This is a genomic window from Roseovarius maritimus, from assembly GCF_043355895.2.
Classification (GTDB): Bacteria; Pseudomonadota; Alphaproteobacteria; order Rhodobacterales; family Rhodobacteraceae; genus Roseovarius; species Roseovarius maritimus.
This window is the reverse complement of the sequence record NZ_JBHFPF020000002.1, coordinates 58148-75192: the sequence shown is the minus strand read 5'-3', so window position 1 is coordinate 75192 and position 17045 is coordinate 58148. Positions and strand designations below refer to the sequence as shown.

Below are 17045 nucleotides of genomic sequence, written 5' to 3'. Positions count from 1 at the left end.
GAACGGAGAGCTTGCCGGAATTTTTGGAACGGCCGGTGGATCATCAGGGTTATGGCAGTCTGGCGATACCTCGGGATCGAGGATGAGATGGTCAATATCTGGCTCAGATTCTGCCTTTGCGGGCAGGACACAAATGACTCTGAAAGCTCTCATCAAATCAATGTGTTGCAGTCACCGGGGCAAATGGGCGGTCTCCACACGTGTCTGACGCCAGAACTTGTGGAACAGATGGGGCGGCGGACATGTCAACTCAGGACGGGAAAGACGCCAGTGCGCTTGACGATGCTGTAGACAAAGCTGGTCTCGATCGAGGCGATACCGCCAAGGGGCTGGATGCGGTCGCGGATGAAGCGTTCATACGCTGCCAGATCGGCCACGACGACGCGCAGTTGATAGTCGGTCGAGCCGGTGAGGATGTGACATTCCAGCACCTCGTCCATGGTGCCGATGCGCCGCTCGAACCTCGTGATGTCGTCCTGGTTGTGCCGCTCCAGCCGGATGCGCACGAAAACGGTGATCGGCAGCCCATAGGCCGCCGGATCGACGTCGGCACCAAAGCCGCGGATGACGCCCGACGCTTCCAGATTGCGCAGGCGGCGCAGGCAGGGTGAGGGCGACAGGCTGACCTGCGCGGCAAGATCCTGATTGCTGATGCGCCCGTTGGCCTGAAGCGCGCGGATGATCTGGCGGTCCTTGCTGTCCATATGCGCCCTCATGTTGGCAGAATATGCTAATATGACACATCATACTGGCATGATTGGCAATCTCTTACTACCGCGGATCGTGCATAATGCCCCAAACGCTTGTAACGCTTGAGGAGGCCGACATGCCCGACCAGACCGGCGGTTTCGCAACCCGCGCCATTCACCACGCCTATGATCCGAAGGACAACGAAGGCGCGCTGACGCCGCCCTTGCACCTGACCTCGACCTTTGCCTTCGACAGTGCCGAGGCCGGCGGCGAGATGTTCGCCGGCACGCGCGAGGGGCATTTCTACAGCCGCATCTCGAACCCCACCTGCGATCTGCTGGAGCGGCGCATCGCCACGTTGGAAGGGGCGGAGGCGGGGCTGGCGCTGGCGTCGGGGATGGGTGCGATCACCTCGGCCCTCTGGACGCTTCTGTCGCCGGGCGACGAGATCATCACCGACCGCACGCTATACGGCTGCACCTTTGCTTTCATGCGCGATGGGCTGGCCAAATGGGGCGTGACCGTCACGCACGTCGATCTGCGCGATCACGCCGCGCTGGAGGCCGCGATGAGCGCGCAGACCCGCGTCGTGTACTTCGAGACGCCTGCCAATCCCAACATGCGCCTGGTCGATATCGCCGCCGTCTCGAAGATCGCCCATGGAGGCGGCGCGTCCGTCGTCGTCGACAATACCTATGCCACACCCTACCTGACCCGCCCCATCGAGCTGGGCGCGGATTTCGTTGTGCATTCGGCCACCAAATACCTTGGCGGGCACGGCGATCTGGTGGGCGGTCTGCTGGTCGGGCGCGCCGAGGCGGTGCGGGAGATCCGCCTTGTCGGCATGAAGGACATGACCGGCGCCGTGATGGCCCCCTTCAACGCGATGCTGGTACTGCGCGGGCTGAAAACGCTGGCCTTGCGGATGGAGCGGCACTGCGCCAGCGCGCAAATCGTGGCCGAATGGCTGGCGGCGCATTCCGGCGTAGCTGCTGTTCAGTTTCCGGGCCTTCGGAGTGACGCGCAGCACGATCTGGCGCAGCGGCAGATGACGCTCCCGGGCGGCATGATCGCGTTTGAGCTGACGGGCGGCTATGGCGCGGGTGTCGCCATGATGAACCGGCTGGTGATGATCCAGCGCGCCGTGTCGCTGGGTGATGCCGAGACGCTGATCCAGCATCCCGCGTCGATGACACATTCCACCTATTCCCCCGAGGAGCGCGCGGCGCATGATATTCCCGACGGGCTGGTGCGCCTGTCCATCGGGTTGGAGGATGCCGCCGACATTCTGGCCGATCTGGAACAGGCACTGACCCAGGAAGACCGCATCGCGGCGGAGTGAAGGGCGATGAATGACACAAAGCATCTGAAAATCGTCGAGCAGCGGCTCTTGTGGCTGTCGCACTGGATGATCCACCACGCCAACCACATCCGCCCCAAGGTGGACGGGATCAAGGTGGGCGGGCATCAGGCCAGCTCGGCCTCGATGGTGTCGATCATGACGGCGCTCTATTTCTCGGCGCTGCGCCCCGAGGACCGCGTGGCGGTCAAACCGCATGCCAGCCCGATCTTTCACGCGATGCAGTACCTTATGGGCAACCAGACGCGCGACAAGCTGGAGGCGTTCCGCGCCTATGGCGGCGCGCAAAGCTACCCCAGCCGCACCAAGGATGTTGATGACGTGGATTTTTCCACCGGGTCGGTCGGCCTCGGGGTGGCGATCACGTCGTTCGCCTCGCTGATGCAGGACTATATCCGCGCCAAGGATTGGGGCGACGGGCCGATGGGCCGCATGGTCGCGCTAGTCGGCGATGCCGAACTGGACGAGGGCAACGTCTACGAGTGCCTTCAGGAGGGCTGGAAGAACGACCTGCGCAACACTTGGTGGATCATCGACTACAACCGCCAGTCGCTGGACGGGATCGTGCGCGAGGGGCTGTTCAGCCGCGTCGAGAAGATATTCGACGCCTTCGGCTGGGACGTGGTGCGCATCAAGCATGGCGTACTGCAACGCGCCGCCTTTGCCGAACCGGGGGGCGAGGCGCTCCGCGCGTGGATCGACGGCTGCCCCAATGCCGAGTATTCGGCGCTGACCTATCAGGGCGGCGCGGTCTGGCGTGAGCGGCTGATGGAGGATCTGGGCGATCAGGGGGACGTGACCGCGCTGGTGGAGGCCCGCAGCGACGACGCACTGGCCGAACTGATGGAAAACCTTGGCGGCAACTGCGTGGCGACGATGGCCGAAACCTTTGCCGCGATCGACCACGACCGCCCGACCTGTTTCCTGGCCTACACGATCAAGGGATGGGGCACGCCCATCGCGGGTCACAAGGACAACCACGGCGGGTTGATGACCAAGGCGCAGATGGCCGAATGGCAGGAGGGCATGGGCGTGCCCGAGGGCTCGGAGTGGGAGCCATTCGAGACGGTGGATGACGTGCCCGCGTTCAGTGCTTTTCTGGCGGATGTGCCGTTTTTCGCCAAGGGCACGCGGCGCTACGACGACGCGGCGCTGGACGTGCCCGGCATCAAGGCGCCCGAGGATGGCGAGATTTCGACGCAGATGGCCTTTGGCAAGATTCTGGACAGCCTCGCCAAAGGTGACAGCGATCTGGCGGCGCGGATCGTGACGACCTCGCCCGACGTGACCGGCACCACCAGCCTTGGCCCTTGGGTGAACCGGCGCAAGCTGTTCGCGCGCCAGCCGCAGGCGGATGTCTTTGCCGGTTATCGCATCCCCTCGACCGCGAAATGGGAGTTCACGCCCGAAGGCCAGCATATCGAGCTGGGCATCGCCGAAATGAATCTCTTTCTGCTCCTCGGTGCGGCGGGGTTGTCGCATCAGCTCTTCGGCAAGCGGGTGATCCCCATCGGCACGGTCTATGATCCCTTCGTCAATCGCGGCCTCGATGCGCTGAATTACGCCTGCTATCAGGACGCACGCTTCATCATTGTCGGCACGCCCTCGGGGGTCACGCTGGCGCCTGAAGGGGGCGCGCATCAGTCCATCGGCACGCCGCTGATCGGACTGAGCCAGGACGGGCTTGCGGCCTTCGAGCCGGGCTTTGCCGATGAGCTGGCGGTGATCCTGGAGTGGGCGCTTGGCTACCTGCAACGGGATGGTGCGGGTGACCCGGACGAGCGGACTTGGCTGCGGGACGAGACCGGCGGCTCGGTCTATCTGCGCCTGACGACACGGCCCATCGAGCAGCCAGGCAAGCGCGGATCGGATGCGTTCAGGCAGGGCGCCATCGACGGGGCCTATTGGCTGCGCGAGCCGGGGCCGAATTGCGACGTGGTGATTGCCTACCAGGGCGCGGTTGCGCCCGAGGCCATCGAGGCGGCGGCGCGGATCGGGCAGGGGCGGCGCGACGTGGGCGTGCTGGCCGTCACCTCGGCCGACCGGCTGAACGCAGGCTGGACGGCGGCGCAGCGCGCCCGCGCACGCGGTAACCCAGCCGCGCGGTCGCATATCGAGACGCTTTTGGGGGGCGTGCCGCGCCATGCGGGCATTGTCACCGCCATTGACGGGCACCCGGCAACGCTGGCCTGGCTGGGCGGGGTCGCGGGGCACCGGACCTTGCCGCTGGGGGTCGAGCATTTCGGCCAGACCGGCAGCATCGCCGATCTTTATCGACATTTTCGGGTGGACGCGGATGCCATCGTGCAGACGGTGGACGCGCTCACCGAGGGCGCGCGGCTGATCTGAAGCCGGCCGGATACCATCGCCGGGAACCGGGGATCAGGCACCGGCCCCCGATTCCCCGTGAAGACGCAAGGACCGGTGTGCCGCCAAGCCCGGAGGTCAGCCAGCCCCGGAAATCCGACGCCCCAAGAAACAGAGCGGGACTGGACATGAATGTCTAGACAGGTGTCGTACCCGGATTTACGCTGCGGGCAACCGACGGATTCGCGGAAGGAACACTTGCATGAAATCGCATTACAGGGTTGTCGTGATCGGCGGCGGCGTCGTTGGCGCGTCGGTGCTTTATCATCTGGCCAAGATGGGATGGCGCGACGTCTGCCTGATCGAGCGCTCGATCCTGACCGCCGGATCATCGTGGCACGCGGCGGGCGGGTTTCACGCGCTCAACGCCGATCCGAACATCGCCGCGCTGCAGGGCTACACCATCGATCTTTTGACCGACGTCGAGGCCGAAAGCGGCCAGTCTGTCGGCATGCACATGACCGGCGGCCTGACGCTGGCCGGCACACCGGATCGCTGGGACTGGTTGCAATCTGCGTATCGCGTCTTCCAGTCGATCGGGATCGATGATTGCCGCCTCGTCACCCCCGAAGAGGCGGCGGAGTTGAACCCGCTGATGTCCAAGGACGGCATCCTTGGCGGCATGTGGGCCGACCGCGAAGGGTATCTCGACACCACCGGCACCGTCCACGCCTATGCGAAAGCCGCCCGCAAGAATGGTGCCGAGGTGGTCGAGCATAACCGCGTGCTGGAGTTGAACCAGACGGCGGATGGCTGGGAGGTTGTGACCGAGAAAGGCACGATCCAGGCCGAGCATGTGGTCAACGCCGCCGGTCTATGGGCCAAGCAGGTGGGGCGCATGGCCGGGATCGAGCTGCCCGTTGCGCCGCTGAAACACCACTATCTGATTTCCGACGCGATCCCCGATCTGGAAGCCCTCGATTTCGAGGTGCCGATGACGGTCGATCTGGAAGGGTTTACCTACCTTCGGCAGGATCAAAAGGGTGTGCTGCTGGGCATATACGAGATCGACCATGAACACTGGGCGCTCGATGGTGCGCCCTGGGATTACGGGATGGAGCTCTTTCAGGAGCAGACCGACCGCATCGAGAACGAGCTTGTCAAGGGGTTCGAGAGGTATCCCGCCCTGCAGGAGGTCGGCGTCAAGAACTGGGTGAACGGGGCGTTCACCTTCTCACCGGACGGCAATCCGCTGGTCGGCCCGGTGCCGGGCAAGCGCGGCTATTGGTGCGCCTGTGCGGTCATGGCCGGGTTTTTGCAGGGCGGCGGCGTGGGGAAATCCCTGGCCGAGTGGATCATCGAGGGCGAGCCGGAGGCGGATGTCTTTGGCATGGACGTGGCGCGCTATGGCGATTTCGCGCAGAACAAGCGGTTCATCCGCGAGACGACAGGCCAGTTCTACAGCCGCCGTTTCGTGATGACCTATCCGAACGAGCAATTGCCCGCCGGGCGCCCGTTGAAGATGGCCCCGGCGCATGATGCGATGAGCACTGCCGGAGCGCGCTGGGGCGTCAGCTATGGCCTCGAGGTGCCGCTCTACTTCGCGCCCGAGGGGTTTGCCGAGCGCGGCTCGCTCAAACGCTCGAACGCGCATGACATTGTGGGCGAGGAGTGCCGCGCGGTGCGGGGCGCGGCCGGCCTGCTCGATATCACCGCCTTCTCGCGCTACGAGGTGACAGGCCCCAAGGCCACCGAATGGCTGGATCGAATGCTGGCCAGCCGCCTGCCGAAACCGGGCCGCGCACGGCTTGCGCCCATGCTGGGCCATGACGGGCGGCTCAAGGGCGATCTGACGGTGTTCAATTGGGGCCCTGATGAGGTCGGCAATCCGGTTTACTGGTTGATGGGGTCTTATTACCTGCGCGCGTGGCATATGCGCTGGTTCAACGATCATCTGAGCGAAGGCGCGGCGGTGCGCGATCTGTCGGACGATACCGTCGGCTTTGCCCTTGCGGGGCCAAAATCGCGCGAGATCCTGCAAAAACTTTGCCCGGCAGACCTCTCCGCACTGTCCTTCATGGGCTGCGGCGAACTCGATGTCGGGTTGATCCGCGCCAAGGTGGGACGTTTGTCGGTCACGGGCGAATTGGGGTATGAAATCCATTGCCACTCAAGCGAGCATATCGGCCTGCGCCGCGCCCTGCTCAAGGCGGGCGCCGATCTGGGCTTGCGCGAGGTCGGCATGAACGCGCTGCTGTCGCTGAGGCTGGAAAAGAGTTTCGGCATCTGGTCGGCGGAATTCACCCAAGGCTATACCGCCGCCATGACGGGCATGGACCGCTGGATCGACTGGCAAAAACCTGACTTCATCGGCCGCGATGCCGCGCTGGCCGAGCGTGACGGCGCAGGCCCTGCAAAGGTTCTGGTCACGCTGGAGGTGGACGCCGACGGTGCCGATGCCAGCGGCTACGAGCCTGTCTGGATGAACGGCGAAATGGTCGGCTTCGTCACCTCGGGGGGATATGGGCACAGCTTGGGCCAATCATTGGCCATGGCGCTGGTCCGCCCGGATGCCGCTCAGGAGGGAACCGATCTGAGCCTGCACATCGTCGGCGCCGAGCGGCCCGCGTGCGTCATCGCCCCGTCGCCCTATGATCCCGAAGGCAAGGCAGCGCGCGGATGACATTGTCCGAAGCTCAGGGCCGCCGTCGCCGCGGGCGCCGTGCTGCGGGCATGGCACCTCAGCGACAGGTGGATTACAGCCGCTTGCGCAATCCCTTCCCCCCGGCAACGGTCTTTACAGAGGATCGGGTGGAGGCGATCCACGATGCGGCCCTCACCGTGTTGGAAAAGTTGGGGATGAAGGTTCTCTTGCCAGAGGCCCGTGCGGTCTATGCGGCGGGCGGTGCGCTGGTGGACGAAGACAGCGAGATGGTGCGCATCGGGCGCGACATGGTGATGGCGGCGCTGTCCTCTGCCCCGAAATCCATCGGCATGCGCGCCGGGGCGCGCAAACGCGACGTGCTGCTGGAGCTGGGCACACTGACGCTTCAGGCCGGGGCCGGCTGCCCGAATGCGACCGACCGCGTGCGTGGACGCCGCCCCGCCGCGCTGAACGATTACCGCGAATTGACCAGCCTCACGCAGCAATTCGATGCGCTGCATATGCTGACCCCGCTGGTCGAGCCGCAGGATGTGCCGGTGCATTTGCGCCATTACGCCACGATCGAGGCACAGCTGACGCTGTCGGACAAGGTGCCGGTGATTTTTGCGCGCGGCACACCGCAGGCCGAGGACGGGTTCGAGATGATCCGCGATTTTCGCGGGCTGGCGGACGATGAATTCACCGCCGCGCCGCATTGCTATACCATTGTCAACACCAACTCGCCCCGCCAGTTGGACATCCCGATGGCGCAGGGCCTGATGGATTTCGCGCGCATGGGCCAGATGGTGATCGTCACGCCCTTCTGCCTGATGGGCGCGATGGCGCCGGTCACGGTGGCCGGCGCGCTGACGCTGAGCCATGCCGAGGCGCTGGCGGCAATCACGCTGACGCAGCTTGCCCGCCCCGGTGCGCCGGTCTGCTATGGGGCGTTCGCGTCGAATGTCGATATGAAGTCAGGCGCGCCGGCCTTTGGCACGCCCGAACAAGTCAAGGCCAATCTGGGGGCTGGACAACTGGCGCGCCATATCGGCCTGCCGTGGCGCTGCGCCGCCGGATGCGCCGCCAATGCCCCCGACGCGCAGGCCGCCAATGAGACCCAGATGAGCGCATGGGGCGCCGTTCTGGCGGGGGCGACTGTGATCCTGCACGGCGCGGGCTGGATCGAGGGCGGGCTGACGCTGTCCTACGAGAAATTCATCACCGACATGGAGGTGATGCAGATTTTTGCCGAACTGTGCAACGATGTGCCCGCGGATGACAGCGACCTTGCGCTGGATGCGCTGGCCGAGGTGCAGCCGGGCGGCCATTTCTTTGGCTGCGCGCACACCATGGAGCGTTACGCGACTGCATTCTATAAGCCCATCGTCGCAGACTGGTCGAATTTCGGCACCTGGACCGAGGCGGGCGGGCAGGATGCCAGCACCCGCGCGACCGGAATCTGGCGAGGAATGCTGAGCGAGCCCGTTTCGCCCGTGCTGGATGACGCCCGCACTGCCAGCCTGCAGGATTTCATCGCGCGGCGCACCGGCGAGGGTGGCGCGCCTCCCGAAAGTTGAAGGAAACACTGCATGAGCGACGCAATGGATACACAGGATGCCCCCCGCGCCAGCGGCAACGTCAAGGTGACGCGCGACGACTGGATGACAGTCGCGCGAGATCTGCTCATCAGCGACGGCATGGCCGAGGTCAAGGTCCTGACCATCAGCGACCGGCTGGGCGTGTCACGCTCCAGTTTTTACTGGTATTTCAAAAGCCGCAAGGATCTGCTCGACGCGCTTCTGACCGAATGGGAGAGCAGCAATACGGCAGCTTTCGTGGCGCATGCCGAGATGCCGGCCGCGACCATCACGGGCGCGGTCTGCAATCTCTTCCGCTGTTTCGTCGATGACGCGATCTTCAATCATCGGCTGGACTTCGCGGTGCGGGAATGGGCGCGGCGCGACGGCCATGTGCGCCGCGTGATCGATCTGGGTGACACGCGCCGCCGCCGCGCCCTGACCGCGATGTTCGAGCGTCATGGATACGCGCCCTACGATGCGGATGCGCGGGCGCGGATCCTCTATTTCATGCAGGTCGGCTATTACGCGCTGGACCTTTCGGAATCCCTGGATGAACGTCTGTCACGCATCGAGGGCTATATACTCGGCTTTACCGGGCAGCAGGTGCAGCCCGATGAGCTGGCCGCGCTGGTCGCCTATGCCAAAGAGGTGCAGGAGAGATGAAACAATATTCCGCCCTGACCCTCGGTATCGAGGGGCTGCGCCGACATCGCGGCTGGAGGCCGGCGTGGCGCAAGGCAACGCCGCAGCGCGATTATGACGCCATCGTCGTGGGGGGCGGCGGGCATGGTCTGGCCACGGCCTATTATCTGGCGAAGAACCACGGGATGAAACGCGTCGCGGTGTTGGAAAAGGGCTGGATCGGCGGCGGCAACACGGGGCGCAACACGACCGTTATCCGCTCGAATTACTTCCACCCCGAAAGCGTTGCGCTCTACGATCTGGCACTGCGGCTTTACGAAGGGTTGTCGAAGGAGCTGAACTTTAACGTCATGCTCAGCCAGCGGGGTATGCTGATCGCCGCGCATACCCCGATGCAGATGGAGATCTGCGCGCGCATCGCCAACGCCATGCAGCTGAACGGCGTCGATGGTGCGCTGATGTCGCGCGAGGAGGCGCTGGCGCGCGTGCCGCTGGTCAATCAGTCCGAAGACGCGCGCTATCGCTGCCAGGGTGGTATCTGGCAGGGCCGCGCCGGGGTGGCGCGGCATGACGCCGTCGCCTGGGGCTATGCGCGCGCCGCCAGCGACCTGGGCGTCGACATCGTCGAGGATTGCGCCGTGCGCGAACTGCTGATGGAGAATGGCGCCTGCGTGGGGGTCGAGACGGATCAGGGCACGATCCGCGCGGGCCGCGTGGGGCTTGCCGCTGCGGGCGCCACACCGGGCCTTGCTGCGCAGGCGGGTGCGGTCCTGCCGATCCACACCTATGCGCTGCAGGCATTCGTCAGTGAGCCGGTGAAGCCCTGCCTCGATACCGTGCTGCTCTATCTGGGTACCGGCACCTATGTCTCGCAATCCGACAAGGGCGAGCTGGTCTTTGGCGGCGCGCTGGACCGCGTGCCGACACACGGCCAGCGTGGCAATCTGCCGGTGCAGGAGGCGATTACCTCGGGCCTCTTGGAGATGTTCCCGGCCTTCGCTCAGTTGCGTCTGCTCAGGCAATGGGCCGGGGTGGTGGACGTGGTCCCCGACAGCTCGCCCGTGATCGGCCCCGCAGGGGTGCCGGGTCTTTTCGTCAATTGCGGTTGGGGCACCGGGGGGTTCAAGGCGATCCCGGCGGGGGGTTACCTGCTGGCGCATCTGCTGGCCACGGGGGCGCATCACGAGATCAGCGCGCCCTTCGATCTGGATCGCTTTGCCAAAGGGCGGCTGATCGACGAGGCGGCCGGGTCCGGCATCGCGCATTAAGGAGACTTAAAAATGCAGATTTTCCCCTGTCCATTCTGTGGGCCGCGCGACGAGCGCGAGTTTCACTTCGCCGTCGAGGCCGGCAAGGCCCGCCCCGAACCCGCCGCCGAGGTCATCGATGCCGACTGGGCCGGCTATCTCTATGCGGTGGAGGCCCCCAGGGGCGAAGCACGCGAGGTCTGGCTGCATCTGACATGCGGCGAATACTTCGTGATGACGCGCGATACGGTGACGCGCGATGTGCTGGGCAGCGCGGCCCTGCCGGGGAGGATCGCATGAGCGGCTGGCGATTGGATACTGGCGGGCAGATTGACCGCGACCAGCCTCTGACGTTCCGCTTCGACGGGCAGGAACTGACAGGCTACGCAGGCGACACGCTGGCCTCGGCGCTGCTGGCGTCTGGTCCGCGGGTGCTGGGGCGCAGTTTCAAGTATCACCGCCCGCGCGGCCTCTGGGGCGCGGGTGCCGATGAGCCGAACGCGATTTTCGACGTGACCGAGAGAGGTCTGACGACACCCAACATGCGCGCGACGACAACCCCGCTGCGGGATGGCATGCAGCTGCGGTCGGTCAATACATGGCCAAATGCCGAGCGCGACCGGGGCCGCGCGCTGGACCTGCTGCATCGCTTCCTGCCTGCGGGGTTTTATTACAAGACGTTCATGGCAGGTGGCTGGATGCGGTGGGAGCCGATGATCCGGCGCATGGCGGGGCTGGGCCGGCTGGATCCGGCCAACACCCCGCCTGCCGATTGCGCGCAGATCAATGCGCATGCCGATCTCTTGGTCATTGGTGCCGGGCCTGCGGGGTTGGCCGCTGCGCGGGCCGGTGCCGAGGCCGGCCGCGCAGTGTGGCTGACTGACGATCAAGGCGCTGCGGGGGGCAGCCTGCGTTGGCGCGGCGGGACCATCGACGGCGGACCGTGGCAGGATTGGGTCGCCGACACCTGCGCGTGCATCGAAGCTGCCGGGGGGCGCGTGATGCCTGATACCACGCTTTGGGGCGCCTTCGATCATCGGCTCTATGCCGCGTGGGAGCGGGGTGCCCCGGACCGACTGTGGCGCATACGGGCAAATGAGGTTGTGCTGGCGGCGGGCGCGATCGAGCGACCGCTTTGGTTCAACAATAACGATCTGCCCGGCGTGATGAGCGCCGAGGCCGCATTGCAGTATCTTACGCTCTACGGTGCTGTCGCCGGACGGCGCATCGTTCTGGCAACGGGCAATGACGGGAGCTACCAGGTGGCCGCCGCGCTGGCCGGGGCAGGCTGCGACGTGACGCTGATTGATGCGCGGACGGAGGGGCCGGCTGCGCCCAAGGGAGTGCGCGTGGAGCGCGGCGCGCAGGTGACCGCCGCTGAGGGGCGCGGCGGTGTCGCGCGGGTGCGGCTGGATGGCTCGTCGATTGAGGCCGATACGCTGCTGGTCTCCGGGGGCCTCACGCCGTCGGTGCATCTGTTCATGCAGGCGGGCGGCAAGGTGGACTGGAACGCGGCCAGCGATGCGCTGGTCCCGCGCGCCGGGAGTGCGCCGATGGCCGTGGCAGGGGCCGCAAACGGCGCCTTCGCGCTGGCCGACGCACTACGCGAGGGACATGGGGCAGGCGGCGGCACAGGGCCGGGGCCACAGGTTGAGGGCGGCGGCGATTGGGGCCTTCTGCCCATGCGCCCCAATCCCGCCGCCAAGGGGCGGCAATGGGTCGATCTGCAAAACGACGTCACACTCAAGGATGTCGCACTGGCGCAGCGTGAGGGGTATGTATCGGTCGAGCACCTCAAACGCTACACGACGCTGGGCATGGCCAACGATCAGGGCCGCACGTCGAACATGGCGGGGCTGGCGACCATGGCCACGCTGACCGGTCGCAGCATCCCCGAAACCGGCACGACAACCTACCGCCCCCCGTTCGAGCCGCTGCCTCTGGGTGTGATCGCAGGGCGGCGGCGCGGGTCGTTGTTCGACCCGCCGCAGCGTCTGACGCTGGAGGCCCGGCACCGCGCCGCGGGTGCCGGTTTGCGCGAATATGGCGGCTGGCTGCGCCCGTCGCATTACGGAACGGACGAGGTGACACGTGCCATGGCCGAGGCGCGACAGGCGCGCGAAACGGTTGCGCTCTATGATGCCTCCTCGCTGGGCAAGATCGAGGTGATCGGGCCGGGCGCCGCGGAGCTGCTGGATTTCTGCTTTTTCACGCGGCTTTCCAACCTGAAGGTGGGGCGCGCGCGCTATGGGCTGATGCTGAGTGAGAATGGCATTGTCTATGACGACGGCGTGACGTTGCGGCTGGCCGAGGACCGCTTTGTCGTCTCGGCCTCATCCAGTCATGTCGAAGGCGTGCGGATGCGGTTGGAGGATGCGCGGCAGGACCGGTTTGATCCGGCGTGTGTGGTTCTCCACGATGTCACCGGGCATTTGACGACGCTGACCGTCGCCGGGCCGCTGGCGCGGGATGTGCTGGAGGCCGCAGGCGTGCCGGGCGATCTGAGCGACGGCGCGCTGCCGCATATGGGCGTGGCCGAGCAGACGTGGAACGGAGTCCCGCTGCGCCTCGCGCGGATCAGCTTTACAGGTGAACGCAGCTATGAGCTGTCGGTGCCCCACCGTTATGCGGAATCGCTGCTGGATCGGTTGATGCCACATATTGAGGCGGCGGGCGGCGGTCTGATCGGACTGGAAGCGGTGCTGAACCTGCGTGCGCAAAAGGGCTATATCCTGATCGGCAAGGATACCGACGGGCTGACCATGCCGCAGGATCTGGGCTGGCCCATGCGCCGCGGGGATGAATTCATCGGCAAGCGCGCCCTTGGCACGCCCGATGCGCTGCGCGAGGACCGCCGCCAGTTGGTCGGCTTAAAGGCGACGGACGATGCCGGGCCGCTTACAGTGGGCGCGCATCTGGTGCCAGAGGGCGGCACGCGCCGCTCCCTTGGGTTCATTACCTCGGTTGCAGGGGGCGACATCCCTGTCGCAATGGCGCTGCTTGAGGCCGGGCGCAGCCGACAGGGCGACACGATTGGCGTTTTCCATAACGGCGCAGTGCGGCAGGCGCGCGTCATATTGCCCTGCGCTTATGACCCGAAAGGAGAGCGGCATCATGCGTGAGAGGGACTGGCCCGAATTGCCCTCGCTGGGGGGAGACATCATCGCGCGCGATGACCTGCGCGTGACCTGCGCGCCCATGCCCGCTGCCATGTTGATCTCGGGCGATTTGAAGGCAGCGGTTGCGGCGGTATCGCCAGACGCGCCCATGCTGGGCCTGGGTGGGCAGACCGGGGGCGGCGCGTGGGCCGGGCGCATCGCGCGGGATCGCGCATTGCTGGTCAGTGATGCACCGATCACGGCCGCGTCGGGCTGGCATGCGGACGGCTATGCGATGACGCCGGCGGATGATCTGTGGCAGGTGTTTACGCTGACCGGCCCCGCCGCCGCGCGCGTGATCGCCGAAGGCACAGCGGCGGATATCGAGGCCGGATCGCCCTCGGCTGCCGTGCTGTTCGCGGGGCAAACCTGCCTGCTGCTACGGCGGGGTGAGGCCACGCTGATCTGCGCCGAAACATCGCGCGCTTGGGCGATGGCCGAATGGCTGGACGGCGCCGGGATTTGACGGGCGAGGGGCGATCAGAACAATATTGACAGGATTGGACAGATATGCCCAGTTACTTTTAAGGATCGAGAGTCGTGCCGTATCGGCACCGTCAAAACAGGGGGAGTAATATCATGTTTACCAAGACTATTCTGAGCCTCGGCACCGCCATGACGCTGGCGCTGGCCGCGCCCGCAATGGCCCAGACCTCGCTGAAACTGGCGACCGACTCGGGCGCCAAGGGCTCGCCCTCGGGCGACGCACTCGACCGCTGGGCCGCGCTGATCGAGGAAGGCACGGGCGGCGAAGTAGAGGTCGACGTGTTCTACCAGAACGAACTGGGCAGCCAGGCCGAAGTTCTCGATTTGCTGGTCGCGGGCGATCTGGACATGATGATCAACTGGCCCGTCACCTCCTATGATGAGCGGCTCGGCGTGCTCTTCACGCCCTACATGGTCACCAGTTGGGAAGAGGCGTTCGAGGCCTACAAGCCGGGCGGTTGGGTCAACGAGGTGCTGACGGATGTCTGGGCCGACCTCGGCATCAAGTTCTTCGGCCCCTGGCCCGAGGGGTTCAATGGCATCGCGTCGAAAGGCAAATACGCCATGACGCCCGAGGACGCGAAGGATCTGAAGATCCGCGTGCCCGCCATGTTCCCGATGGCTGAATCGGTGCAGGCGCTGGGATACCAGACCGCGACAATCGACTGGTCTGAGGTGTTCACCGCCATTCAGACGGGCGTGGTCGATGGCGACGGCGCGAATATCATCTATTGGGACTACGAGTATTTCCGCGACGTCTTGGATTACTACAATCAGACCAAGATGCAGTTCGTCACCGGCGTGATGACGATGAACGAAGGTTCCTGGGATGCGCTGAGCGAGGACCAGCAGCAGGTCGTCGCCGATGCGGCAAACACCGTGATGAACGAAGGGTTCGAGAACGCGCGGGAGTTGGACGAGCACTATATCCAGCAGGCCAAGGATGCCGGCATGACCTATATCGAGCCTTCGGAAGAAGAACTGAATGAGATGGCTAAAAAGGTTCGCGGCGAGGTCTGGCCGCTGATGGAAGAGCGCATCGGCAAGGAGATCATGGACAAGATCCGCGCCAATGCCAGCGAGCTCTGACACTGTGCCCGGCCCCGCCGCGCGTTTCGGAGGGGTCATCGCGCGCGCGCTCGATCTGGTGGCGGTGCTGACATCGCTGGGCGTGGCGGGGTTGATGGCCTTTCTGGTGATCGCCCGCTACGTTCTGGGCCTCTCGGTCGTCGGCCTGCATGAGCTGATCATGCTGGCGGCTGTCGCGCTCTACATGACCGGCGGCGTCATTGCATCGCGCAAGCGCGAGCATCTGACCGTGGACTGGATCGCGGGGGCGATCACGCAACCGCGCGGCAAGGCGCTGCACGAGCTGCTGATCGCCACGCTGACCATCGTCATCACGATCTTCTTCATCGTCTGGGCCTACTGGATGTTCTCTTGGGGGCTGAAACGCCCGCAGACGACACCGGCCTATCAGATCCCGCTCTGGGTGCCGCAAATGGCCATTGGTCTGGCCGCCGTGGGCTGTTTTTGCTACGCGGTGCGCGACTTCGTGACGGCGCTGCTCAAACTGAGGCGCTCCTGAATGTATGCACTCGCCGCATTACCGCTGCTGATCATCCTCATGGGGATCGGCCTGCCTGTCGCCTGGTCCTTTGCCGGGGTGCTGGCCTATCTGACCTTCGTCTTCGACGTGAATCTCAACACGCTGATGCTGCAGGGCTTCCGCTCGCTCAACTCGCTGGTGCTGGTGGCGCTTCCGCTGTTCATCCTGACCGGATACCTGATGCAGTCGGGCGGCATCGCGCAGCGCATCATCGCCTTCGTCGAGCGTCTGGCGACGGGCAAGGGCGGCATGGGCACCGCCATGGTGCTGTCTTCCAGCATCTTCGGCGCCATCGCCGGTACGGCGACCGCCGCCATCGCCTCGATCGGGTCAATCATGACCGAGCCGCTGGTCGCGCGCGGCTATCCGCGCGGGCGGGTCGCGGCGCTGCTGGGCATCTCGTCGCTTTTGGGCATCCTCATTCCGCCGTCGATCACCATGATCCTTTTTGCCGTTGTCACCCGCCAGTCGGTCGCGGCCTGTTTCGCGGCCACGATCGGCCCGGCGATCCTGCTGATCATCGGACTTATCCTTTACAATCGGTTTCTGGTCGGGCGCGCGTTCGAGGAAGTGCCTGCGCAAGAAGACACCGGCCCGCGCGAGGGATTCGGCAAGGTGACGCTGAAGGCGCTGCCAGCACTGTCGCTGCCCGTCATCATTCTCGGCGGCATCTATGGCGGCGTCTTCACCCCGACCGAGGCCGCTGCCGTCGCGGCCGTTACAGCACTGATCGTGGGTGGGCTGATTTATCGCGAGTTCACTTGGCGTACCCTCACGCGCAGCGTCGTGCAGGCCGCGGAGACGACCGGCACGATCATCCTCATCCTGCTCTTTTCCTTCATGATCTCGCGCATCATGGCGTTTGAGCGGGTTCCGCAAGACCTGACCGAAGCGATCCAGTCGGTTGTCGGCAGTCCTATCGGCGCGCTGCTTATCGTCAACCTCGTACTGATCGTCGCAGGGGCCTTGATGGATGACATCTCGGTCACGGTGGTCATCGCTCCACTGTTTCTGCCGCTGATGGTGGCGAACGGTGTGGACCCGGTGCATTTCGCGGCGATCGTCGGATGCTCGGTCGTCATCGGTGCCAACAGCCCGCCGGTGGCACCGACCTTGTTTCTGTCGTGCAAGATCACCCGAGCACCGATCATGCAGGCCGTTATGCCCGCGCTCGGCCTTATGACCTTTGTCGCGTTCCCTGTAATGCTGGTCACGACCTTCTGGCCCGACCTTTCTCTGGCCATTCCGCGGGCGCTGGACCTGATGTAAGGACGGCGGTAGCAGCAGCGGGTCCAAAATTAGCCAGCCCGAAGAGTTGTCTT

The 17045-nt window shown here is 65.2% G+C and carries 13 protein-coding genes; 12 read left to right on the top strand and 1 reads right to left on the bottom strand.

The genetic code is table 11. The features are described from left to right. Positions 1–245: 245 nt before the first annotated feature. Positions 246–704 carry an Lrp/AsnC family transcriptional regulator gene (locus ACEWPM_RS05100; protein WP_393963220.1) on the bottom strand — a complete coding sequence of 153 codons (459 nt, stop codon included), beginning with the start codon at positions 702–704 and terminating at the stop codon, positions 246–248. 86 nt (positions 705–790) lie between these two features. Here ACEWPM_RS05100 and ACEWPM_RS05095 point away from each other — a divergent pair, with 86 nt between their 5' ends. From ACEWPM_RS05095 to ACEWPM_RS05040, 12 genes are all read left to right on the top strand, one after another. Continuing rightward, positions 791–2032, top strand: coding sequence for a methionine gamma-lyase (locus ACEWPM_RS05095; protein WP_393963221.1), 1242 nt, complete (start codon positions 791–793; stop codon positions 2030–2032). Positions 2033–2038: 6 nt separating this feature from the next. Continuing rightward, positions 2039–4399, top strand: coding sequence for a 1-deoxy-D-xylulose-5-phosphate synthase N-terminal domain-containing protein (locus tag ACEWPM_RS05090; RefSeq protein WP_393963222.1), 2361 nt, complete (start codon positions 2039–2041; stop codon positions 4397–4399). A gap of 220 nt (positions 4400–4619) precedes the next feature. Then, positions 4620–7040, top strand: a complete 2421-nt coding sequence (locus ACEWPM_RS05085) for a GcvT family protein (protein WP_393963223.1) — start codon at positions 4620–4622, stop codon at positions 7038–7040. Further along, positions 7037–8578, top strand: a complete 1542-nt coding sequence (locus ACEWPM_RS05080; protein ID WP_393963224.1) for a trimethylamine methyltransferase family protein — start codon at positions 7037–7039, stop codon at positions 8576–8578. The genes ACEWPM_RS05085 and ACEWPM_RS05080 overlap by 4 nt, the downstream gene beginning before the upstream one ends. Before the next feature lie 12 nt (positions 8579–8590). Then, positions 8591–9244 carry a TetR/AcrR family transcriptional regulator gene (locus ACEWPM_RS05075; protein ID WP_393963225.1) on the top strand — a complete coding sequence of 218 codons (654 nt, stop codon included), beginning with the start codon at positions 8591–8593 and terminating at the stop codon, positions 9242–9244. Next, positions 9241–10491: a sarcosine oxidase subunit beta family protein gene (locus ACEWPM_RS05070; RefSeq protein WP_393963226.1), complete on the top strand. Its 1251-nt coding sequence runs from the start codon at positions 9241–9243 to the stop codon at positions 10489–10491. Before ACEWPM_RS05075 ends, ACEWPM_RS05070 begins: the two co-directional genes overlap by 4 nt. Positions 10492–10503: 12 nt before the next feature. Next, positions 10504–10770, top strand: coding sequence for a sarcosine oxidase subunit delta (locus tag ACEWPM_RS05065; protein ID WP_393963227.1), 267 nt, complete (start codon positions 10504–10506; stop codon positions 10768–10770). After that, positions 10767–13592 carry a 2Fe-2S iron-sulfur cluster-binding protein gene (locus tag ACEWPM_RS05060; RefSeq protein ID WP_393963228.1) on the top strand — a complete coding sequence of 942 codons (2826 nt, stop codon included), beginning with the start codon at positions 10767–10769 and terminating at the stop codon, positions 13590–13592. Before ACEWPM_RS05065 ends, ACEWPM_RS05060 begins: the two co-directional genes overlap by 4 nt. Further along, complete coding sequence (locus ACEWPM_RS05055) at positions 13585–14094, top strand: hypothetical protein (protein ID WP_393963229.1); 510 nt, start codon at positions 13585–13587, stop codon at positions 14092–14094. Before ACEWPM_RS05060 ends, ACEWPM_RS05055 begins: the two co-directional genes overlap by 8 nt. A gap of 113 nt (positions 14095–14207) precedes the next feature. Then, positions 14208–15203 (top strand): TRAP transporter substrate-binding protein DctP, encoded by a 996-nt coding sequence (gene dctP, locus ACEWPM_RS05050; RefSeq protein WP_393963230.1) that lies wholly within the window; start codon positions 14208–14210, stop codon positions 15201–15203. Further along, the gene (locus ACEWPM_RS05045) at positions 15187–15702 is read left to right on the top strand and encodes a TRAP transporter small permease (RefSeq protein WP_393963231.1); all 516 of its coding nucleotides are present in this window, start codon (positions 15187–15189) and stop codon (positions 15700–15702) included. Before dctP ends, ACEWPM_RS05045 begins: the two co-directional genes overlap by 17 nt. Then, positions 15703–16992, top strand: a complete 1290-nt coding sequence (locus ACEWPM_RS05040; protein WP_393963232.1) for a TRAP transporter large permease — start codon at positions 15703–15705, stop codon at positions 16990–16992. Positions 16993–17045: the final 53 nt, after the last annotated feature.